Source organism: Halorubrum sp. SD41, assembly GCF_058630335.1.
On sequence record NZ_JBZVGZ010000012.1, the window covers coordinates 82801 to 98464 of the forward strand.

Genomic DNA, 15664 nt, shown 5'->3' on the forward strand with positions numbered 1-15664 from the left:
TTAAAGGAAGTCTTCGACGTGGTCGGCGACCTCCTCGGGGGTGTCGCCGACGGGGACGCCCGCGTCGTTGAGCGCGTCGATCTTCGACTGCGCGGTGCCCGTGCCGGAGCCGGAGACGATGGCGCCGGCGTGGCCCATGCGCTTGCCCGGCGGCGCCGTGCGGCCGGCGATGAAGCCGGCGACCGGCGTGTCCATGTGCTCGCCGATGAACTTCGCGGCCTGCTCCTCGTCCTCGCCGCCGATCTCGCCGCACATCACGACGGCGTCGGTGTCGGTGTCGGCCTCGAACGCCTCCAGGGCGTCGACGAAGGAGGTGCCGATGATCGGGTCGCCGCCGATGCCGATCGCGGTCGACTGGCCGAGCCCGCGCTCGGTGAGGTTGTCGACGACCTGGTAGGTGAGCGTGCCGGAGCGGGAGACTAAGCCGACGTTCCCCTCGGAGAAGATGTTGCCGGGGAGGATGCCGAGCTTCGCCTCGCCGGGGGTGATGATCCCGGGGCAGTTCGGGCCGATGAGGCGGGTGTCGGTCTCGCTCAGGCGCTTGTTCACCTTCGCCATGTCCTGGGTCGGGATCCCCTCGGTGATCGCGACCGCGAGGTCGAGGTCCGTGTCGAGCGACTCGAAGATGGCGTCGGCGGCGAACGCCGGCGGGACGAAGATGACGGAGGCGTCCGCGTCCTCGGCCTCGACGGCCTCGTCGACGGTGTCGTAGACGGGGACGCCGTCGACCTCCTGGCCGCCCTTGCCGGGCACCGCGCCGGCGACGACGTTCGTGCCGTACTCGATCATCTGGCCGGCGTGGAACTTCCCCTCCCCGCCGGTGATCCCCTGGACCACCACTCTGGTGTCGTCGTCGACGAAAATGCTCATTGGGTCACCTCCTCGGCGTTCTTCACCGCGCGCTGGACCGCGTCCTCCAGCGTCTTCTCGACCTCGACGAGGTCGGTGTTCAGAATCTCCATCCCCTCCTCGGCGTTCGTGCCGGCGAGCCGGACGACCACCTTCTTGGGGATCTCGTCGAACCGCTCTAAGGCCTCGTTGATCCCCTTGGCGACCTCGTCGCCGCGGGTGATCCCGCCGAAGATGTTGAAGACGACGGCGTCGACGTTGTCGTCGGAGAACACCATGTCGAGCGCCTGCGTGACGCGCTCGGCCTTCGCGCCGCCGCCGATGTCGAGGAAGTTAGCGGGCGCGCCGCCGTAGTAGTCGACCAGGTCCAGCGTCGTCATCACGAGGCCGGCGCCGTTGCCGATGATGCCGACGTTCCCGGAGAGGCGGACGTAGTCGAAGCCGTACTCGCCGGCCTTGCGTTCGAGGTCGTCCTCGTAGGACTCCTCGGCCATCTCGGCGAGCTCGGGCTGGCGGAACAGCGCGTCCTCGTCGATGTTCATCACGGCGTCCGCGGCGACGACGTCGCGGTCGCTCGTGATCATCACGGGGTTGACCTCGATCTCGGAGGCGTCGTTCTCCTCGTAGAGGTCGTACAGCGTCGAGAGGATCGAGGCCACGTCGAGCGCGACGTCGGCGTCGACGCCCGCCTCGTAGACGACCTTGCGGGCTTGGTACGGGTGGAGCCCGAACGCGGGATCGACGTGCTCGCGGGCGATGGCGTCGGGGTTCTCCTCGGCGACCTCCTCGATGTTCACGCCGCCCTCGGTCGACACCATCAGGACCGGCTTCCCCTCGCCGCGGTCCATCGTGACGCCGACGTACAGCTCGTCGACGAAGTCAACGCCGGCCTCGACGAGGACCCGATCGACGGTGTACCCCTTCAGGTCCATCCCGAGGATCTCCTCGGCGTACCGCTCGGCCTCCTCGCGGTCGGTCGCGATCTTGATCCCGCCGGCCTTCCCGCGCCCTCCGACGTGGACCTGCGCCTTGATCGCGGCCGGGTAGCCGATCTCGTCGACGGCGTCGAGGGCCTCGTCGACGCTCGTCGCGAGCCGGGAGTCCGGAACCGGGATCCCGGCGTCCGCGAAGAGCGACTTCGCTTGATACTCGTGAAGTTTCATCCGTGTGGGATCGGTACCGACGTCGGCTTAAATGGTTCCGATTCGGCGCGAACGGCGCGGCCGCGGGGTCGCCGTGGCTCCGAGCGCTGCGGCCCGCCCGCGACCCCGAACGCGCCGACCCGCCCGCGACCCCGAACGCGTCGCAGCCGTCAGTCGAACGTCCACGTCGTCTCGACGTCCGGCGGGTCCGCCAACGTCTGGTAGACGACGCAGTACTTCTCGGTGTACTTTTTCAGCGCCGCGCGGGTGTCCTCGTCGACGTCGCCGTCGACGGCCACGTCGAGGCGGAGGTCCTCGAACCCCACCGGCGCCTCGTCGTCGACGCCCATCGTCCCGCGGAGGTCGAGGTCGCCGCTGGCCTCGACCTCGACGTCGGCGTCGACGCCGAAGCTCTCGGCGACGGCCTGCGCGGTCAGCTGGGAACAGGCGGCCAGCGCGCCGAGGAGGAGGTCGCCCGAGCAGGCGCCCCCGCCGGGCCCGCCGGCCCCCTCGTGGAGCTCCGCCTCGTAGATCGCCCGGCCGATGTCGACGCTACACGACCGGGCGTCGCCCTGCTCTTCGCCGGTCGCGGACAGCGTGATCTGCGCCGCCTCGGGGTTCTCCTCGTACTCCCTTTTCAACGGCTCCTGCTCGGCCTGTAAGTCACTCTCAGCCATGTCCGGCACTCACACGCGCACCCGAAAAGCGTTCTGCCGATCCCGCGGGGCGGACCGTGCGGCCGCCCGCGCCGTCGCCCCCGCGGCTCAGTTCTCGTCGCCGAGGATGACGCGGTGGGTCATCGCCTCGGGGTCGAGCACCTCGTCGGCCTCGTCCTCGGTGAGGTACCCCTCGCTCACGGCGACCTCCTTGACGGATTTGCCGTCCGCGAGCGCCTTCTTGGCCACCTTCGAGGCCTTGTCGTAGCCGATCGCGGGGTTGAGCGCGGTCGCGAGCGCCATCGACTGTTCGACGCGCGTCTCGCAGTGCTCCTCGTTCGCCTCCAGCTTCCCGACGAAGCGCTCGCCGAACGTCTCGGCGACGTTCGAGAGCAGCTCCGCCGACTCGAGGAAGTTGTGCGCGATGACGGGCTTGTAGAGGTTCAGGTCGATCTCGCCGCGGGCCGCGCCCGCCGAGACGGCGGCGTCGTTGCCGACGACCTGCTTGTGGACCTGGTTGACCGACTCCGCGACGACCGGGTTGATCTTTCCGGGCATGATCGAAGAGCCGGGCTGGTTCTCCGGCTGCTCGACCTCGCCGAGGCCGTTCCGGGGGCCGGATGCGAGCAGGCGCAGGTCGTTGGCCATCTTGTTGAGGCTGCCGGCGATGGTCTTGAGCGCGCCGTGGCCCTCCGCCATCGCGTCGTGGGCCGCCTGCGCCTCGAAGTGGTTCGCCGCCTCGCGGAACTCGGTCCCCGTCTCGTCGGAGATGTACTCCGCCGCGAGCTCCGGGAACTCGGGATGGGTGTTGAGCCCGGTCCCGACCGCGGTGCCGCCGAGTGCGAGCTCGCGGAGGTTCGACTGGACGCCCTCGGCGCGCTCGATGCCCTTCGCGACCTGCGTCCGGTAGCCGCCGAACTCCTGTCCGAGCCGGATCGGCGTGGCGTCTTGGAGGTGCGTCCGCCCGGTCTTGACGACGCCGTCGAACTCCGTCTCCTTGGCCTCGAGCTCGGCGTGGAGCGTCTCTAACGCGGGCACGAGATCCTTCTCGACGGCCTCCAGCGCGGCGACGTGCATCGCCGTCGGGATCACGTCGTTCGACGACTGGCCGTAGTTGACGTGGTCGTTGGGGTGGACGACGCGGTCGCCGATCTCGGCGCCCGCGATCTCGGCGGCGCGGTTGGCGATCACCTCGTTGGCGTTCATGTTCGAGGAGGTGCCCGAGCCGGTCTGGAACACGTCGACCGGGAACTGGTCGTCGTGCTCGCCCGCGATCACCTCGTCGGCGGCGGCGACGATGGCGTCGGCGGTGTCCTCTTCGATGAGATCAAGATCCCGGTTCGCCTGCGCGGCCGCCTTCTTCACGACGCCGAGCGCGCGGATGAACCGTCGGCTCATCGGGATCCCCGAGACGGGGAAGTTCTCGACGGCGCGCTGGGTCTGTGCGCCCCAGTAGGCGTCCGCCGGCACCTGCATCTCGCCGAGGCTGTCCTCCTCCGTGCGGTAGTCGTCACCCATGCGCCGACCTTCCCGCGAGACGCTGTAAAAGGTACTGGAAGGCGCCAGCGCGCGGGAACGTGCGCATCGGTACCGTATTAATTGGTAGCACGCGGCGAGGAACGGGTGAGGAGATAAATCGAGCAAAAACGGCCGAAAATCGGCGCAAACGCTTCGCCTTTATATACCGCTGCGTCGGCAACGGCCGGGCGCACATGAGCTCGAACGACTCTGCGATCGGAACGGCGCTCGACCGCGACACGGTCCGGTCGACGAGCAAGCTCCTGATCGGCGCGCTGGCGATAGTCGGCGTCCTCGCCGTCGTCACGCTGCTGCCGGGCGTCGACCGGCTCGTCCCCTTCGCCCCGGTGACGTTCGCCGCGGTCGCGACGGCCGTCGTCGCGCTCGCGGTGGCGGGGATCCTCCTGTACGCCGCGCCCAAGTTCGCGCTGCTGACGCGGCTGGCGCTCGGCGAGGCCGACGCGGAGGGAGACGCTCGCCCGGACCGGGTCGTCGAGAACGCGGGCGGCGTGGTCCACTGGCTCGTCGTCTTCGGCGCCGTCCTCGTCGCGTACCGCGGTCTCGCCGGTCTCGCGGTGCCCGTGCTGGACGGCGCGGCGTGGGCGTACGACGCCGCCTTCCTGTTCGTCGCACTCGTCCCCGTGGTGTTCCTCGCCGCCCGGCTGACGGTCACGGTCGACCCGCTCGCCGAACTGGTCGCCGACCGCGTCGCGGGCGGCGCCGGCGCCGCAAATGACGACGGCGCCGGCGACGACGGCGCCGCAAATGACGACGGTGCCGGCGACGACAGCGTCGCGGGCGACGGCTCCGCAGACGAGACCGACGGACCGACCGCGAGCGGGACCGGCGACGGCTGACCGGAACTCCGAGCCGCGGCGCCTTATTTAAAAGCGAACGGGAGCGTCACGAGCGCTCGGTCGAGCGCGACCGAGTTGGGATAACACCGTCGTGGAGGCTGAGAAGCGGCGCTCGACGCGGACGCGGCAGTGCCGTCAGGCCTCGTCGACGGGGAACAGCCCCGCCTCGCGGAGGTCGTCGTCGAGCGTCCCGTCGCCGTGTTCGGCGTACGCCTCGGGCGTGTACGTCTTGATCTCCAAGGCGTGGACGGACCGCGTCATGTGGTCGCCGACCGCGTCGTACACGCGCTGGTGCTGGTCGACGAGCGACTCACCCTCGAAGGCGGGCGAGACGACGACCGCGGCGAAGTGGGCGTCCTCGTCCTCGTCGTCGTGGATCCGGGGCGCGGTCACGCGGGCGACCGCGTCGGGGAGGTGCTCCTCGATGAGGTCCGCGACCGCGTCGGGTTCGATGGGCATGGTCCCGCTCGGTCGCGAAGGGGCAAAAGTCGACCGGCGTCACTCCGTCGGTTCGGAGCCGAGTTCGGCGCCGACGCCCGTCACCCGGATCCGGTTCGCCTCCACCTCCTCGTAGGTCGCGCCCCACCCGCCGACGGTCCACCGCCGCTCCCCGTCGTCGACGATCATGGACGCGGTGCCGGTCAGCGCCAGCACGCTCGGGGCGCGGTCCTCGCCGCCGTCGCCCTCGGAGAGGTTTTCGGCGTCGACGACCTCGCCGGAGACGGTTACGGACCGGTCGCTGTCGGTCTCGCGTCCCTCGATCTCGACGTGGAAGGGCTCGTCCCCGCGGATCCGGTCGCGGTTCTCCAGCAGGAATTGCCGGATGTCGGCGTACCGCTTCGGGCCCGCCGCGTCGGCCTCGTACGCGACGGGCGAGGGGAGCCACATGAAGAGCAGAAAGTGCCAGAAGAAGACGTAGGTGAACGACCGGTTGCGGAGGATGAGGCCGTAGTCCTCGACCGCCGCGGGGTTCGGCGCGAACGCCGTGCGCCGGAGGTCGGAGGTGAGCACGAACGGGGCGGGCCGAGAGAGTCGGTGGGCGACGCTCACGGCGCCCTCGTAGTCGGCGTCGTCGAACGGCTCGTCGCCGTCGAGGGCGAGTATCGTGACGTTGACCGTGACGCCGCGGTCGCGGGCGTCGGCCAGGTCGCCCCGGAGCGCGTCGAACTGGTCGGGGGTGAGCGTCGCGTGGATCTGGGTGTCGGCGTCGCGGACGAACGTCCGGGCCGCCTCGAGGACGGTGTCGAACCGCTTGACGATGCTGACCGTCTGGGTGTCCAGCGTCGGTCGCTCGAACCGCTCCTCGATCTCCCCGGCGGCCGATTCGAGCGCGGCCGCGCGGTCGGTGAGCCCGGAGACGATCGTCTCCGGGTCGGTCGCGCGCGCCTGGAACGTCTCCTGTTCGTACAGCTCCACGTACCCGAAGTCGTCGAGGTCGCGGAGCACGTCGTAGATCCGCGCGTCCGGCACGTCGCTTGCCTGTGCGACCTCGGTCGCTGAGGCGGTCCCCAGTTCGAGCAGCGTGACGTACGCGTTCGCCTGATAGTAAGAGAGATCCGCGGCCTGGAGCGTCTCCAGGAGTTCCTCGGTGTCCATGACGATCAAGTACCCACTTCGGTGTTTAAAAATCATCGAGTCCGCGACGGGGGGCCGCCCCGGCTCCGCGCGTCGGAGGCCGACCGACGCCTTACTCGACATCCGGGTCCGGCACGGGCTACTCGACATCCGGGTACGGCACGGGCCCGTCGAGGAGCGGGTCGTCGGTCGACTCCATCCACGCGGTCAGTTCGTCGCGCAGTCGGTCGAGGGCGTCGACGTGGGCCGGGTCCGGGTCGCTCGCCTCGGCCGCCGGCTCGAACGGCTTCTTGTCCGAGGCGAGGTTCTCCGACTCCTCGGGGTCGGCCTCGAGGTCGTACAGCTCCTCCGTCGGGCGCTGCGGGACGTGGAACTCCTCGTGGACCTCGCGCCCCGAGGCCGTCGCCGCGACGTCCATCGGGACGAACACCTTCGGCAGCACGGAGAAGTTCCGGACGTACTTGTACCGCTCCGTCCGGATCGCGCGGATCGGGTTGTATCGGTCGTGCCACGTCATCTCGGCGAAGATCCGGTCGCGGTCGTCGTGCGGCTCCCCGCGGAGCAGCGGCGCGAACGACTCGCCCGAGGCGTCCGTCGGCGCGTCGACCCCGAGCAGGTCGAGCATCGTCGGCGTGAAGTCGGCGTTTGTGACGAGCGCGTCGTGGACCGCGCCGCCCTCGACGACGCCCGGCCGGTGGACCACGAGCGCGGTCTCGATCCCCGGGTCGTAGCAGGTGCCCTTCGCGCGCGGGATCGCCAGCCCGTGGTCGGTCGTGAAGACGAACACCGTCTCCTCGGCCAGCCCGTGGTCGGCGAGCGACTCGCGGTAGCGGCCGACCGCCGGGTCGAGGACCTCCGAGATCACCGACCGGAGGTCGGCGACGTCCTCGCGGACGCCGGGCGCGTCCGGGAGGTACGGGAAGTCGTCCAGCGGGATCTCCTCGGGGTCGTACGCGTCGTACGTCTCCTCGGGAAGGTACTCACGCCGGAAGGGACGGTGCGGCTCCTCGATCCCGATCGAGACGAAGAAGGGATCGTCCGCGTCCGCGCGCCCGGCGAAGAAGTCGTCGACGACGTCGACGAGACCGAGGGCGCGCTTCGTCCCGCTGTCGACGTAGTCGTAGCCGAGCCGCTCGGGCTCGTCGGGGACCTCGTGCTGGAAGCCGAGCAGGGCCGTGTCGTACCCCGCCGATCGGAGGCGTTTCGGGAGGGTCTCCCAGCCGTCGCCGAGCGCCCAGCCCATGTGCGCGAGCCCCATGACGCCGTTCTCGTGGGGATAGTAGCCCGTCATCATGCTGGACCGGCTCGGCGAGCACTGCGGGGCCGTACAGAAGCTGTTCGCCATCCGGGCGCCGTCGGCCGCGATCCGATCGATGTTCGGCGTGTCGACGTCGGCCCCGTAGCAGCCGAGGTGTTGACCGAGGTCGTGACAGTGAACGAGGACGAGATTCGGGCGGTCAGACGCGTCGGAAGTGGAATCGGCTCCGTCCGTCATATCCACCACTACCCCCCGATACACCCATAAATAGCCGTGATCGCGTTCCGTGGGCGTCCGACTGTGATTAGTAACTATAGCGGTAATTAATAAGCAAATTTGAAGTAAGTGGGTCGATTGGGTTGGGACGACATGTCCGATGATCGATCCTGTACTACACGGCGGGACGTACTGAAGACGACCGGCACCGCGTCGGTGCTGGGGAGCGTTGCGCTCGCGGGCTGTTCCGGCAACGGTGGCGACGGCGGTGACGGCGGGGACGGCTCCGACGGCAGCGACGGTTCCGACGGCGGGAGTAACAGCCTCGAGATCACGGGCGTCTGGTCCGGCGGCGAGCAGGAGTCGTTCAGCAAGGTGATGGACTTCGTGGAGGAGGACACCGGGATGAGTATGGAGTACTTCCCGCGCGACACCGACAGCCTGCTCACCGGGACCCTGATGGACTACGAGTCCGGCGTCGCCTCCGCGGACATCGTCGTGATGCCCTCGCCGGCGCGGATCATCTCGGACGCCCAGAACGGCCACCTCGCGCCGGTCGGCGACGCGTGGGACGCCGACAACTTCGCGGTCGACCCGTCGCGGGTCACCGTCGACGGCGAGGTGTACGCCGCGCCGTTCAAGATGGACCTCAAGCCCGGCTTCTGGTACCGGCAGTCGTTCTTCGACGAGCACGACCTCTCCGAGCCGGAGAGCTGGGACGAGTTCATGACGCTGCTCGACGACATTTCGGGGATCGAGGGCGTCGACGCCCCCATCGCCTCCGGGAACGGTACCGGCTGGCCGCTCAGCGACATCACCGAGGGCTTCTTCATGCGGCAGGAGGACGGCGCGTCGCTCCAGCAGGGGCTCATCGACGGCGACGCCTCCTTCACCGACGATCGGGTCGCGACGGCGTTCGACGAGATCAAGATGCTCCACGACGAGGGGTACTTCAGCCAGACGCGGAACTTCGGCATCCAGTACGAGTACTTCTGGGACAACAGCCTCCCGCTGTACTTCATGGGCTCGTTCACGCCGGCGCAGGACGCCGTCGAGGACCCGTCGGACCTCGGCGTGTTCCGGCTCCCGGGCGTCGACGGCATCTCCTCGTCGGTCAACTGGTTCACCGTGCCGACGTACTCGGACAACGTCGACGCCGCCCGCGACGCCCTGAGCTCGTTCGTCTCCGCCGAGGGCCAGCAGGTGTGGGTCGAGGACGGCGGGTTCATCGCCTCCAACACTCAGGTGCCGGACGACGCCTACCAAATCGAGGTCATGGCGAACCTTCCGGACCTCGCCGACGAGGTGACGGTCGTGCCCGACCTCGACGACGCCCTCGGGAACCCGTTCCAGCAGGAGTTCTGGTCGGTGCTCAAGGGCCTCTGGGCCACGCCCGACACGCCGACCGAGGAGATCACCAGCTCCCTCGACGACGCCCACGAGGCGACGCTTAACGACTGACGATGGAGTCGACGTCGACCGCGGACGACCGAAGCGATCAGCGCGGGTCGCTGGCGCGGATGTTCGACCCCGAGGAGCTCCGCCGACGGAACCTCGTCTCGCTCGGGATGGACGTGCTCATCCTCGTGACGACGGGCTTCCTCGCGATCCTGTTCACGATGGGGCTCTGGCCGTCGGTCATCGGGCTGGTCCCGATGGCGACGCTTCTGTACTTCGGGTGGGCCTCCTCGAAGGCGTTCTTCGTCGCGCAGGTGCTCGCGATCGGCGTGTCGCTTCTCGGCACCGTGACCGGCGTGCTGCCGTACTGAGACGACCGAAACGCGGTTTCTTTTATTTCGTCGAAGCTCCGAATCGGACCCGTCGCCGATGCCGCCGGCGACGGAGCCGGACGCGGCGCCACACCGCTCGCCTATTTAAAAGAGCGCGTCGCGCTCGTCGAGGATCCGCGCCGGGCCGCCGACCTCCCAGACGTCCGTGTCGACGCCGATCTCGGCGATCCGACGTTCGACCTCGTCGACGTGGTCGGCGAGGGTGTTCACGTACACCGATGCGCCGGTGTCCGTCGAGAAGTAGACGGGGACGCCCTCCTCGCGGAGCTCGCGGACCGCGTTGAACACCGCGATCGTCTCGGGCTGCCAGTACACCCACCCCGCGGGCCCCGTCATCGTCGTGGCCGTCAGGGACAGGGAGTCGTGCTCCGCGGTCTCGAAGATCCGGTCGAAGTCGCCGTCGCGGAGCGCGTCGGTCATCTCCACCAGCTGGTCCTGGACGTGCGCGGTCCGCGCCTGCATCATGTGGCTCGCGGCGGCCTCGCGGTGGGCCTCCTCCGTCTCTTTATAAGCGGGAACGTGCGCGGCGACGATCCGGAGGTCCGCCTCGGGGTCGAACCCGTCCTCGCTCACGCCCACGTCGAGGCGGTAGGAGCGGCAGTCCTCGTCGTTGAGGCCGGCGTCCAGCCGCGAGTAGGCGCCGGTGACCGAGCGCGCCGCCGAAGAGGAGCCGCGGCGGGCGACGGTCGAGACCTCCGGGAGCGACATGTCGAGCCCCGCGGCCTCTACCAGAGCGAGCGCGGCGGCCGCGAACCCCGACGAGGAGGAGCCGAAGCCGATGTTCGACGGGAAGGAGTTCTCGCTCTCCAGCCGCACGGCGGCGTCGACGCCGGCCAGCTCGCGGACGTGGTCGACGACCATGTCGATGCGCTCCGCGGCGCGCCCGTCCACTTCCTCGCCGCCGATGACGTACGCGTCCTCGCTCGCGTCGGGCTGCCACTCGACGGTCGTGGTCGTCGCGGTCGGGGCGGTACAGAGGCTGATGCTGTCGTGGTACGGGAGCCGCAGTTCCTCGTCGCGCATCCCGTGGTACTTGACGAGCCCCTGGATCGGGTGGGCTCGCGCGGTGGCCTTGCCGGTCATACCTCGGGAAGCGTCCGGCGGGGGATTAGTCGTTGCGATAGGTGGGAGGGTGAGTGTGAAAGATGCGATTGCGACATTATGAATCGATCGAACACGATGATTCGATCGAGAGAGACGCGGTGGCGCGTGCCTGCGAGCGGCCGCCTCCGGCGGCCGCGAGGAGCACGCGCGAGGGAGTCGATGGTCCGGAGCGAAGCGGAGGACCATCGACGAGGCTGGGGAGGCGTGTGGTGCGGGGCGGTGCGGTCGGGTGGGACTCAAAGGGGCAGCCGTGAGGCGGGCGTAGGCGACGCAAGCACTGGAACGAGGAAGCGAACGCAGTGAGCGACCGAGTGAAGCGCGCAGCGAGCGTACGCCCGCCTCACGGCTGGGGCTTTGGAGGTGTCTGCCGGTGATCCGCGATTAGTTATTTATAGACAAGACGTATCACAATTACTCCGAATTCCGAAGCAGCAGATAGATCACGACGACCAACAGCATCACGTCCAGCCCCGCGATCACCGTCAGCGGGGTGCCGAACCCCCACTGCCACGCCCAGTCGTTGTCCCGGGCCGTCGCGTCTTTATAAATCCATCTGCCGAGCGTCGCCCACAAGACGAGCAGCACCGCCAGCATGAACAGTTCGTCCTGGACGACGGTGGCGCCCCAGATTCGATACGTCGGTAGCTGCGCGACGGAGGGTGCGAGGACCATCGATGCGTTCGGATATTCGTCCCGTTTATAAAAAACCGGTATCGGAAAATTACCTCTGTCCGGATAACTCACCACCTCCTACACTCGCTTCCGTCCCCGCGACGGCGACGCGATCGAGGGGAACCCTTTTTGACCGGTCGGCGGGTACTCGGCGCCATGACCGAGTACACCGTCGAGTTCGTCGGCACCGGCGAGACGATCGAGGTGGCCGACACGGAGACGATCCTCAGCTCCTGCTTCGACGAGGGGATCGCCCAGGAGTACTCCTGCCGCGTCGGGATGTGTCTCGCTTGTTCCGCGGAGATCGTCGAGGGCGAGGTGACCCAGCCCGCGGCCCGCGGCCTCACCGACGAGGAGGCCGAGGAGTTCGCGCTCACCTGTATGGCGCGGCCGCAGTCGGACCTGAAGCTCGACCGCGGGAAGTACCCGCCGAGCATCGAGGACGACGCCGCAACCGCTGCGGAGGACGGCGACGGCGCGGGCGGCGCGGACGGCGCGGCCGCGGACGACGACTGAGTCGCCTCGTTCCCTCCATTCGCTACTCGTCGCCCAGTTCGCTACTCGTCGACCCGCTCGAAGCGGTGTCGCACCACGTCCGCGTCGTCGTCCCAGTCGAAGTTCCCGCCGTGCGCGCGGACCATTCGCTCCTTGTACGCCTCTAGCGACGGCGACCCCTCGCGTTTCGCGTCCTCGTCGCTCATGTCCCCGAGCGTGCGCTCGCTGACCTCGGTGAGTTCGAACGTCACGCCCTCGATCTCGAAGGTGTCGCCCTCGTCGCCGTACCGGTTCCCGCGGTGGAGCTGCGTCACCTCGCCGTCGAGGGCCGCCCGCTTCACGCGGTCGTTCGGCAGCAGGTCGGCCGGGTCGTTGTCGGACATGGTCGCTTCTTTGGCCCGGATCGGTTTATAAGCGCGGACGGGTGTCGGCGGCCGCCGAGCGTGTGAACTATCACCGCGTTCTGCGAATCTCGAAACCGTCGGTCACAGGGATCCGCACGGACGTGAACACCCGTTACGACGGCCGAGCCGAGGGATTCAAGATACTGCCGAGTCCCATCTCAGACGATGCGACAGGACCACCTCATCACCGCGACCCAGCTCTCGCGGGATGACATCGAGGCCGTGCTCGACCGGGCCCGGGCGGTCGCCGACGACCCCGCCGCCTACGCCGACCGGCACGCCGGGCGCGTGCTCGCGCTCTGCTTCTTCGAGCCCAGCACGCGCACCCGGATGAGCTTCGACAGCGCGGCCAAGCGCCTCGGGATGAACACCATCGACATGGGCGACGTCGACTCCTCGTCGGTGTCCAAAGGGGAGTCGCTGTCGGACACCGTCCGCGTCATCGAGGGGTACGCCGACGCGCTCGTCCTCCGTCACCCCAGCGAGGGCGCCGCGACGCTGGCCGGCGAGCGCGTGGACGTCCCCGTGGTCAACGCGGGTGACGGCGCGGGGCAACACCCCTCCCAGACCCTCCTCGACCTCCACACCATCCGCGAGGACCACGGGCTCGACGACCTCACCATCGGGATCATGGGCGACCTGAAGTACGGGCGGACGGTCCACTCGCTGGCGGCCGCGCTCACCGAGTTCGACGCCAACCAGCACTTCATCAGCCCCGAGTCCCTGCGGCTCCCCCGCTCCGTGCGCTTCGACCTCCACGAGACGGGCGCGCAGATCCGCGAACACGAGGAGCTGGAACCGGTCCTCGACGAGCTCGACGTGCTGTACGTCACCCGGATCCAGAAGGAGCGGTTCCCCGACGAGAACGAGTACCACCGCGTCGCCGGCGAGTATCAGATCGACGCCGAGACGCTTGAGGACGCGCGCGACGACCTCACCGTCATGCACCCGCTCCCGCGCGTCGACGAGATCGCGCCCGACGTCGACGAGACCGACCACGCGCGCTACTTCGAGCAGGCGCACAACGGCATTCCGGTACGGATGGCGCTGCTCGACACCCTCCTGGAGAACGCGAGTCCGGACGGCGACGAGGGGACGGAGGTGGACCGATGAGCGAACACGAGCTGCGCGTCTCGAAGATCCGCGACGGCACCGTCATCGACCACGTCGAGGCCGGGCAGGCGCTGAACGTCCTCGCCATCCTCGGCATCGACGGCTCCGAGGGGTTCGGCGTCTCCGTCGGGATGAACGTCCCCTCCGACCGGCTCGGCCGCAAGGACATCGTGAAGGTCGAAGACCGGGAGCTGTCGCAGTCCGAGGTCGACGTGCTCTCCCTCATCGCGCCCGAGGCGACGATCAACATCGTCCGCGACTTCGAGGTGGTCGAGAAGAACCGTGTCACCCGTCCCGACGGCGTGACGGGCGTGCTCTCCTGTCCGAACCGGAACTGTATCACCAACGCCGACGAGCCGATCGAGACCCGCTTCGACGTCGTCGCCGACGGCGTGCGCTGCGACTACTGCGCGACGATTCTGCGCGCCGACATCGCCGAACACATCGACGTGTGAGGCGCGGTCGACGTGCGTCGTCGACAGGCGATCTGTTCTCGGTCCGGTAAGTTTTAGCGCCCGCCCCACGAACCGTGATGTATGAGCAAGAAAGCCAAGCTCGTCCTCGTGCTGTCGCTCGTCGCGCTCGCGTACTTCCTGTTCGCCGGCGACAAGCAGCCTGTCGAAGTCGAGTAACGCCGCACCGCCGCGTCCGCGCCCTCCGCGGGCCGAACCGACTACGTCTCGTGCCGCTCGACGAGTCGCATCGCGCGCCGACCGCCGCGATACCGTCCGTTTTTACCGGCCAGTCCCGTAGCCGGCCCCATGTACGGGGTCGTCACGCGCAACGCCGACGAGGTCGAGATGGAGCCGTTCGACCTCGGCTTCTACGAGGTCAAAGACGTCACGGGGCGGTCGGCCGAGCCGCTGCCGAACGCCGTAAACATGGTGTCGTGTTTCGGCGACAACGCCGCCGCGAGCGAGGACGACGACCTCGTCCCGGTCGACGAGCGCGGCGAGCCGGCGACCCGCGACCGCGAGTACTTCGACTGGGCGTACATCTGCCCGACGCACCCGGAGTACCGCGAGGGCTTACTGGAGATCATCGCCGACTGCGCCGCCGAGAACGGCGACGTCCGCCTCGACGACGTCGGGTTCCCGCGCGAGGGGTTCTGCCACTGCGACCGCTGCGAGCGCCTGTTCGCCGAGAGCGACCGCGACGAGTTCGCCGCCTGGCGCGCCGACGTCATCACCGAGTTCGTGGCCGAGGCGGCCGAGCTGGTCCCCGGTCGGCTCCTGCTCACCCTCTACCCCGATCCCTACCCCGACCACCTCTACGAGCGGGCCGGCCTCGACCTCGACCGCCTGACCGAGTACGTCGACGAGTTCGTCGTTCCCCTGTACGACACGGAGTACGCGACGACCTACTGGCTGGAGACGATCGCGCGCGGGTTCCGCTCGCGGCTCGGCGGTGACTACGACCTCCACGGCGCGCCGCCCGAGACGCCATTCTCGCTGGAGCTGTACGCGGTCGACGTCGACGTCGACGACCTGATCCACGCGACCGAGGTCGCCGAGACGTACGCGAAGGACGTGTTCTTCGGCTACGACGCGAACAACTCGGCCGCCGCGCTCCGCCGGAAGGACGCCGACTCGCGCGACGGCGAGGTCCACCGGCCGGACTGACGAGGCGCGTCGGCCGTTCGCTCGCGGTCTCGTGAACGAGGGTTTATATACGGCGGCGGCCGACGCCTATTCGACCGGCCGCCGGCGTGCGACATAACCGGTCGTCTCGCGTTCGCGTGAGGCGGCCGCCTTTCAACGTCCGCGCCGTAGCGGCGGTCACTCTACACCGTTGAGCCGCCGACTCGTCGGTTTCTTCGCGGCCGTCGGAACCAGTACAGCGACAGTGATGCGATATTTAAATGGAGTGAGTGGCGGAGGCGATTACTTATAAACGAACTGCGGTGGCGCGTGCCTCCGAGTGGCCGCCTTCGGCGGCCGCGAGGAGCACGCGCGAGGGGGTCGCGGGCCGGCCGGGCGGCGGGGAGGGCGCCCAGGACCCAGGCGGGGGGGGGT

General features: G+C 68.8%; 17 protein-coding genes. 7 read left to right on the top strand and 10 right to left on the bottom strand.

Features of this window, described 5'->3' with window-relative positions; genetic code table 11:
* From sucD to AC4NMM_RS07385, 4 genes are all read right to left on the bottom strand, one after another.
* Positions 1 to 870 carry a succinate--CoA ligase subunit alpha gene (sucD, locus tag AC4NMM_RS07370; RefSeq protein ID WP_049929456.1) on the bottom strand — a complete coding sequence of 290 codons (870 nt, stop codon included), beginning with the start codon at positions 868 to 870 and terminating at the stop codon, positions 1 to 3.
* A complete protein-coding gene (sucC, locus tag AC4NMM_RS07375; protein WP_491923949.1) occupies positions 867 to 2012 on the bottom strand; it encodes an ADP-forming succinate--CoA ligase subunit beta in 1146 nt (381 codons plus the stop codon). The genes sucD and sucC overlap by 4 nt, the downstream gene beginning before the upstream one ends.
* Before the next feature lie 149 nt (positions 2013 to 2161).
* A complete protein-coding gene (locus AC4NMM_RS07380; protein WP_096392970.1) occupies positions 2162 to 2668 on the bottom strand; it encodes an OsmC family protein in 507 nt (168 codons plus the stop codon).
* Positions 2669 to 2755: 87 nt separating this feature from the next.
* Positions 2756 to 4165, bottom strand: a complete 1410-nt coding sequence (locus AC4NMM_RS07385; protein ID WP_491923950.1) for a class II fumarate hydratase — start codon at positions 4163 to 4165, stop codon at positions 2756 to 2758.
* Between the two features lie 194 nt (positions 4166 to 4359).
* Here AC4NMM_RS07385 and AC4NMM_RS07390 point away from each other — a divergent pair, with 194 nt between their 5' ends.
* The gene (locus tag AC4NMM_RS07390; RefSeq protein ID WP_491923951.1) at positions 4360 to 5022 is read left to right on the top strand and encodes a hypothetical protein; all 663 of its coding nucleotides are present in this window, start codon (positions 4360 to 4362) and stop codon (positions 5020 to 5022) included.
* 135 nt (positions 5023 to 5157) lie between these two features.
* Here the strand turns inward: AC4NMM_RS07390 and AC4NMM_RS07395 are convergent, their stop codons facing one another.
* From AC4NMM_RS07395 to AC4NMM_RS07405, 3 genes are all read right to left on the bottom strand, one after another.
* Positions 5158 to 5481, bottom strand: coding sequence for a BolA family protein (locus AC4NMM_RS07395; RefSeq protein ID WP_096392967.1), 324 nt, complete (start codon positions 5479 to 5481; stop codon positions 5158 to 5160).
* Positions 5482 to 5520: 39 nt separating this feature from the next.
* A complete protein-coding gene (locus tag AC4NMM_RS07400; RefSeq protein ID WP_491923952.1) occupies positions 5521 to 6618 on the bottom strand; it encodes a TrmB family transcriptional regulator in 1098 nt (365 codons plus the stop codon).
* 118 nt (positions 6619 to 6736) lie between these two features.
* Positions 6737 to 8092: a sulfatase family protein gene (locus AC4NMM_RS07405; RefSeq protein WP_096392965.1), complete on the bottom strand. Its 1356-nt coding sequence runs from the start codon at positions 8090 to 8092 to the stop codon at positions 6737 to 6739.
* A gap of 195 nt (positions 8093 to 8287) precedes the next feature.
* On the opposite strand from AC4NMM_RS07405, the gene AC4NMM_RS07410 reads away from it, so the two are divergent.
* Both AC4NMM_RS07410 and AC4NMM_RS07415 read left to right on the top strand, forming a co-directional pair.
* Positions 8288 to 9532 (top strand): ABC transporter substrate-binding protein, encoded by a 1245-nt coding sequence (locus AC4NMM_RS07410; protein WP_491923957.1) that lies wholly within the window; start codon positions 8288 to 8290, stop codon positions 9530 to 9532.
* 2 nt (positions 9533 to 9534) lie between these two features.
* Entirely contained in the window at positions 9535 to 9840 is a 306-nt protein-coding gene (locus AC4NMM_RS07415; RefSeq protein ID WP_096392963.1) for a hypothetical protein, read from the top strand.
* Between the two features lie 105 nt (positions 9841 to 9945).
* Here the strand turns inward: AC4NMM_RS07415 and mvaD are convergent, their stop codons facing one another.
* Complete coding sequence (gene mvaD, locus AC4NMM_RS07420) at positions 9946 to 10944, bottom strand: phosphomevalonate decarboxylase MvaD (protein ID WP_096392962.1); 999 nt, start codon at positions 10942 to 10944, stop codon at positions 9946 to 9948.
* Between the two features lie 432 nt (positions 10945 to 11376).
* The gene (locus tag AC4NMM_RS07425) at positions 11377 to 11637 is read right to left on the bottom strand and encodes a hypothetical protein (protein ID WP_096392961.1); all 261 of its coding nucleotides are present in this window, start codon (positions 11635 to 11637) and stop codon (positions 11377 to 11379) included.
* A 156-nt stretch (positions 11638 to 11793) separates the two neighbouring features.
* Here AC4NMM_RS07425 and AC4NMM_RS07430 point away from each other — a divergent pair, with 156 nt between their 5' ends.
* Positions 11794 to 12153 carry a 2Fe-2S iron-sulfur cluster-binding protein gene (locus AC4NMM_RS07430; RefSeq protein WP_004595632.1) on the top strand — a complete coding sequence of 120 codons (360 nt, stop codon included), beginning with the start codon at positions 11794 to 11796 and terminating at the stop codon, positions 12151 to 12153.
* A 41-nt stretch (positions 12154 to 12194) separates the two neighbouring features.
* Here the strand turns inward: AC4NMM_RS07430 and AC4NMM_RS07435 are convergent, their stop codons facing one another.
* Positions 12195 to 12515, bottom strand: a complete 321-nt coding sequence (locus AC4NMM_RS07435) for an ASCH domain-containing protein (protein WP_491923953.1) — start codon at positions 12513 to 12515, stop codon at positions 12195 to 12197.
* A gap of 186 nt (positions 12516 to 12701) precedes the next feature.
* Between AC4NMM_RS07435 and pyrB the strand changes: the two genes are divergently transcribed.
* From pyrB to AC4NMM_RS07450, 3 genes are all read left to right on the top strand, one after another.
* A complete protein-coding gene (gene pyrB / locus AC4NMM_RS07440; RefSeq protein WP_491923954.1) occupies positions 12702 to 13649 on the top strand; it encodes an aspartate carbamoyltransferase in 948 nt (315 codons plus the stop codon).
* Entirely contained in the window at positions 13646 to 14104 is a 459-nt protein-coding gene (gene pyrI / locus AC4NMM_RS07445) for an aspartate carbamoyltransferase regulatory subunit (protein ID WP_096392958.1), read from the top strand. Before pyrB ends, pyrI begins: the two co-directional genes overlap by 4 nt.
* Positions 14105 to 14410: 306 nt before the next feature.
* Positions 14411 to 15271 carry a hypothetical protein gene (locus AC4NMM_RS07450; protein ID WP_491923955.1) on the top strand — a complete coding sequence of 287 codons (861 nt, stop codon included), beginning with the start codon at positions 14411 to 14413 and terminating at the stop codon, positions 15269 to 15271.
* The last annotated feature ends 393 nt before the right edge of the window (positions 15272 to 15664 follow it).

What these genes read in the sequence shown, in the direction of transcription:
- AC4NMM_RS07450 (WP_491923955.1), top strand. Translation starts at nt 14,411, where the DNA reads ATGTACGGGGTCGTCACGCGCAACGCCGACGAGGTCGAGATGGAGCCG.
- AC4NMM_RS07400 (WP_491923952.1), bottom strand. Translation starts at nt 6,618, where the DNA reads ATGGACACCGAGGAACTCCTGGAGACGCTCCAGGCCGCGGATCTCTCT.
- AC4NMM_RS07385 (WP_491923950.1), bottom strand. Translation starts at nt 4,165, where the DNA reads ATGGGTGACGACTACCGCACGGAGGAGGACAGCCTCGGCGAGATGCAG.
- AC4NMM_RS07405 (WP_096392965.1), bottom strand. Translation starts at nt 8,092, where the DNA reads ATGACGGACGGAGCCGATTCCACTTCCGACGCGTCTGACCGCCCGAAT.
- AC4NMM_RS07380 (WP_096392970.1), bottom strand. Translation starts at nt 2,668, where the DNA reads ATGGCTGAGAGTGACTTACAGGCCGAGCAGGAGCCGTTGAAAAGGGAG.
- mvaD (WP_096392962.1), bottom strand. Translation starts at nt 10,944, where the DNA reads ATGACCGGCAAGGCCACCGCGCGAGCCCACCCGATCCAGGGGCTCGTC.
- pyrB (WP_491923954.1), top strand. Translation starts at nt 12,702, where the DNA reads ATGCGACAGGACCACCTCATCACCGCGACCCAGCTCTCGCGGGATGAC.
- AC4NMM_RS07430 (WP_004595632.1), top strand. Translation starts at nt 11,794, where the DNA reads ATGACCGAGTACACCGTCGAGTTCGTCGGCACCGGCGAGACGATCGAG.
- AC4NMM_RS07390 (WP_491923951.1), top strand. Translation starts at nt 4,360, where the DNA reads ATGAGCTCGAACGACTCTGCGATCGGAACGGCGCTCGACCGCGACACG.
- pyrI (WP_096392958.1), top strand. Translation starts at nt 13,646, where the DNA reads ATGAGCGAACACGAGCTGCGCGTCTCGAAGATCCGCGACGGCACCGTC.
- AC4NMM_RS07425 (WP_096392961.1), bottom strand. Translation starts at nt 11,637, where the DNA reads ATGGTCCTCGCACCCTCCGTCGCGCAGCTACCGACGTATCGAATCTGG.
- sucC (WP_491923949.1), bottom strand. Translation starts at nt 2,012, where the DNA reads ATGAAACTTCACGAGTATCAAGCGAAGTCGCTCTTCGCGGACGCCGGG.
- sucD (WP_049929456.1), bottom strand. Translation starts at nt 870, where the DNA reads ATGAGCATTTTCGTCGACGACGACACCAGAGTGGTGGTCCAGGGGATC.
- AC4NMM_RS07395 (WP_096392967.1), bottom strand. Translation starts at nt 5,481, where the DNA reads ATGCCCATCGAACCCGACGCGGTCGCGGACCTCATCGAGGAGCACCTC.
- AC4NMM_RS07435 (WP_491923953.1), bottom strand. Translation starts at nt 12,515, where the DNA reads ATGTCCGACAACGACCCGGCCGACCTGCTGCCGAACGACCGCGTGAAG.
- AC4NMM_RS07415 (WP_096392963.1), top strand. Translation starts at nt 9,535, where the DNA reads ATGGAGTCGACGTCGACCGCGGACGACCGAAGCGATCAGCGCGGGTCG.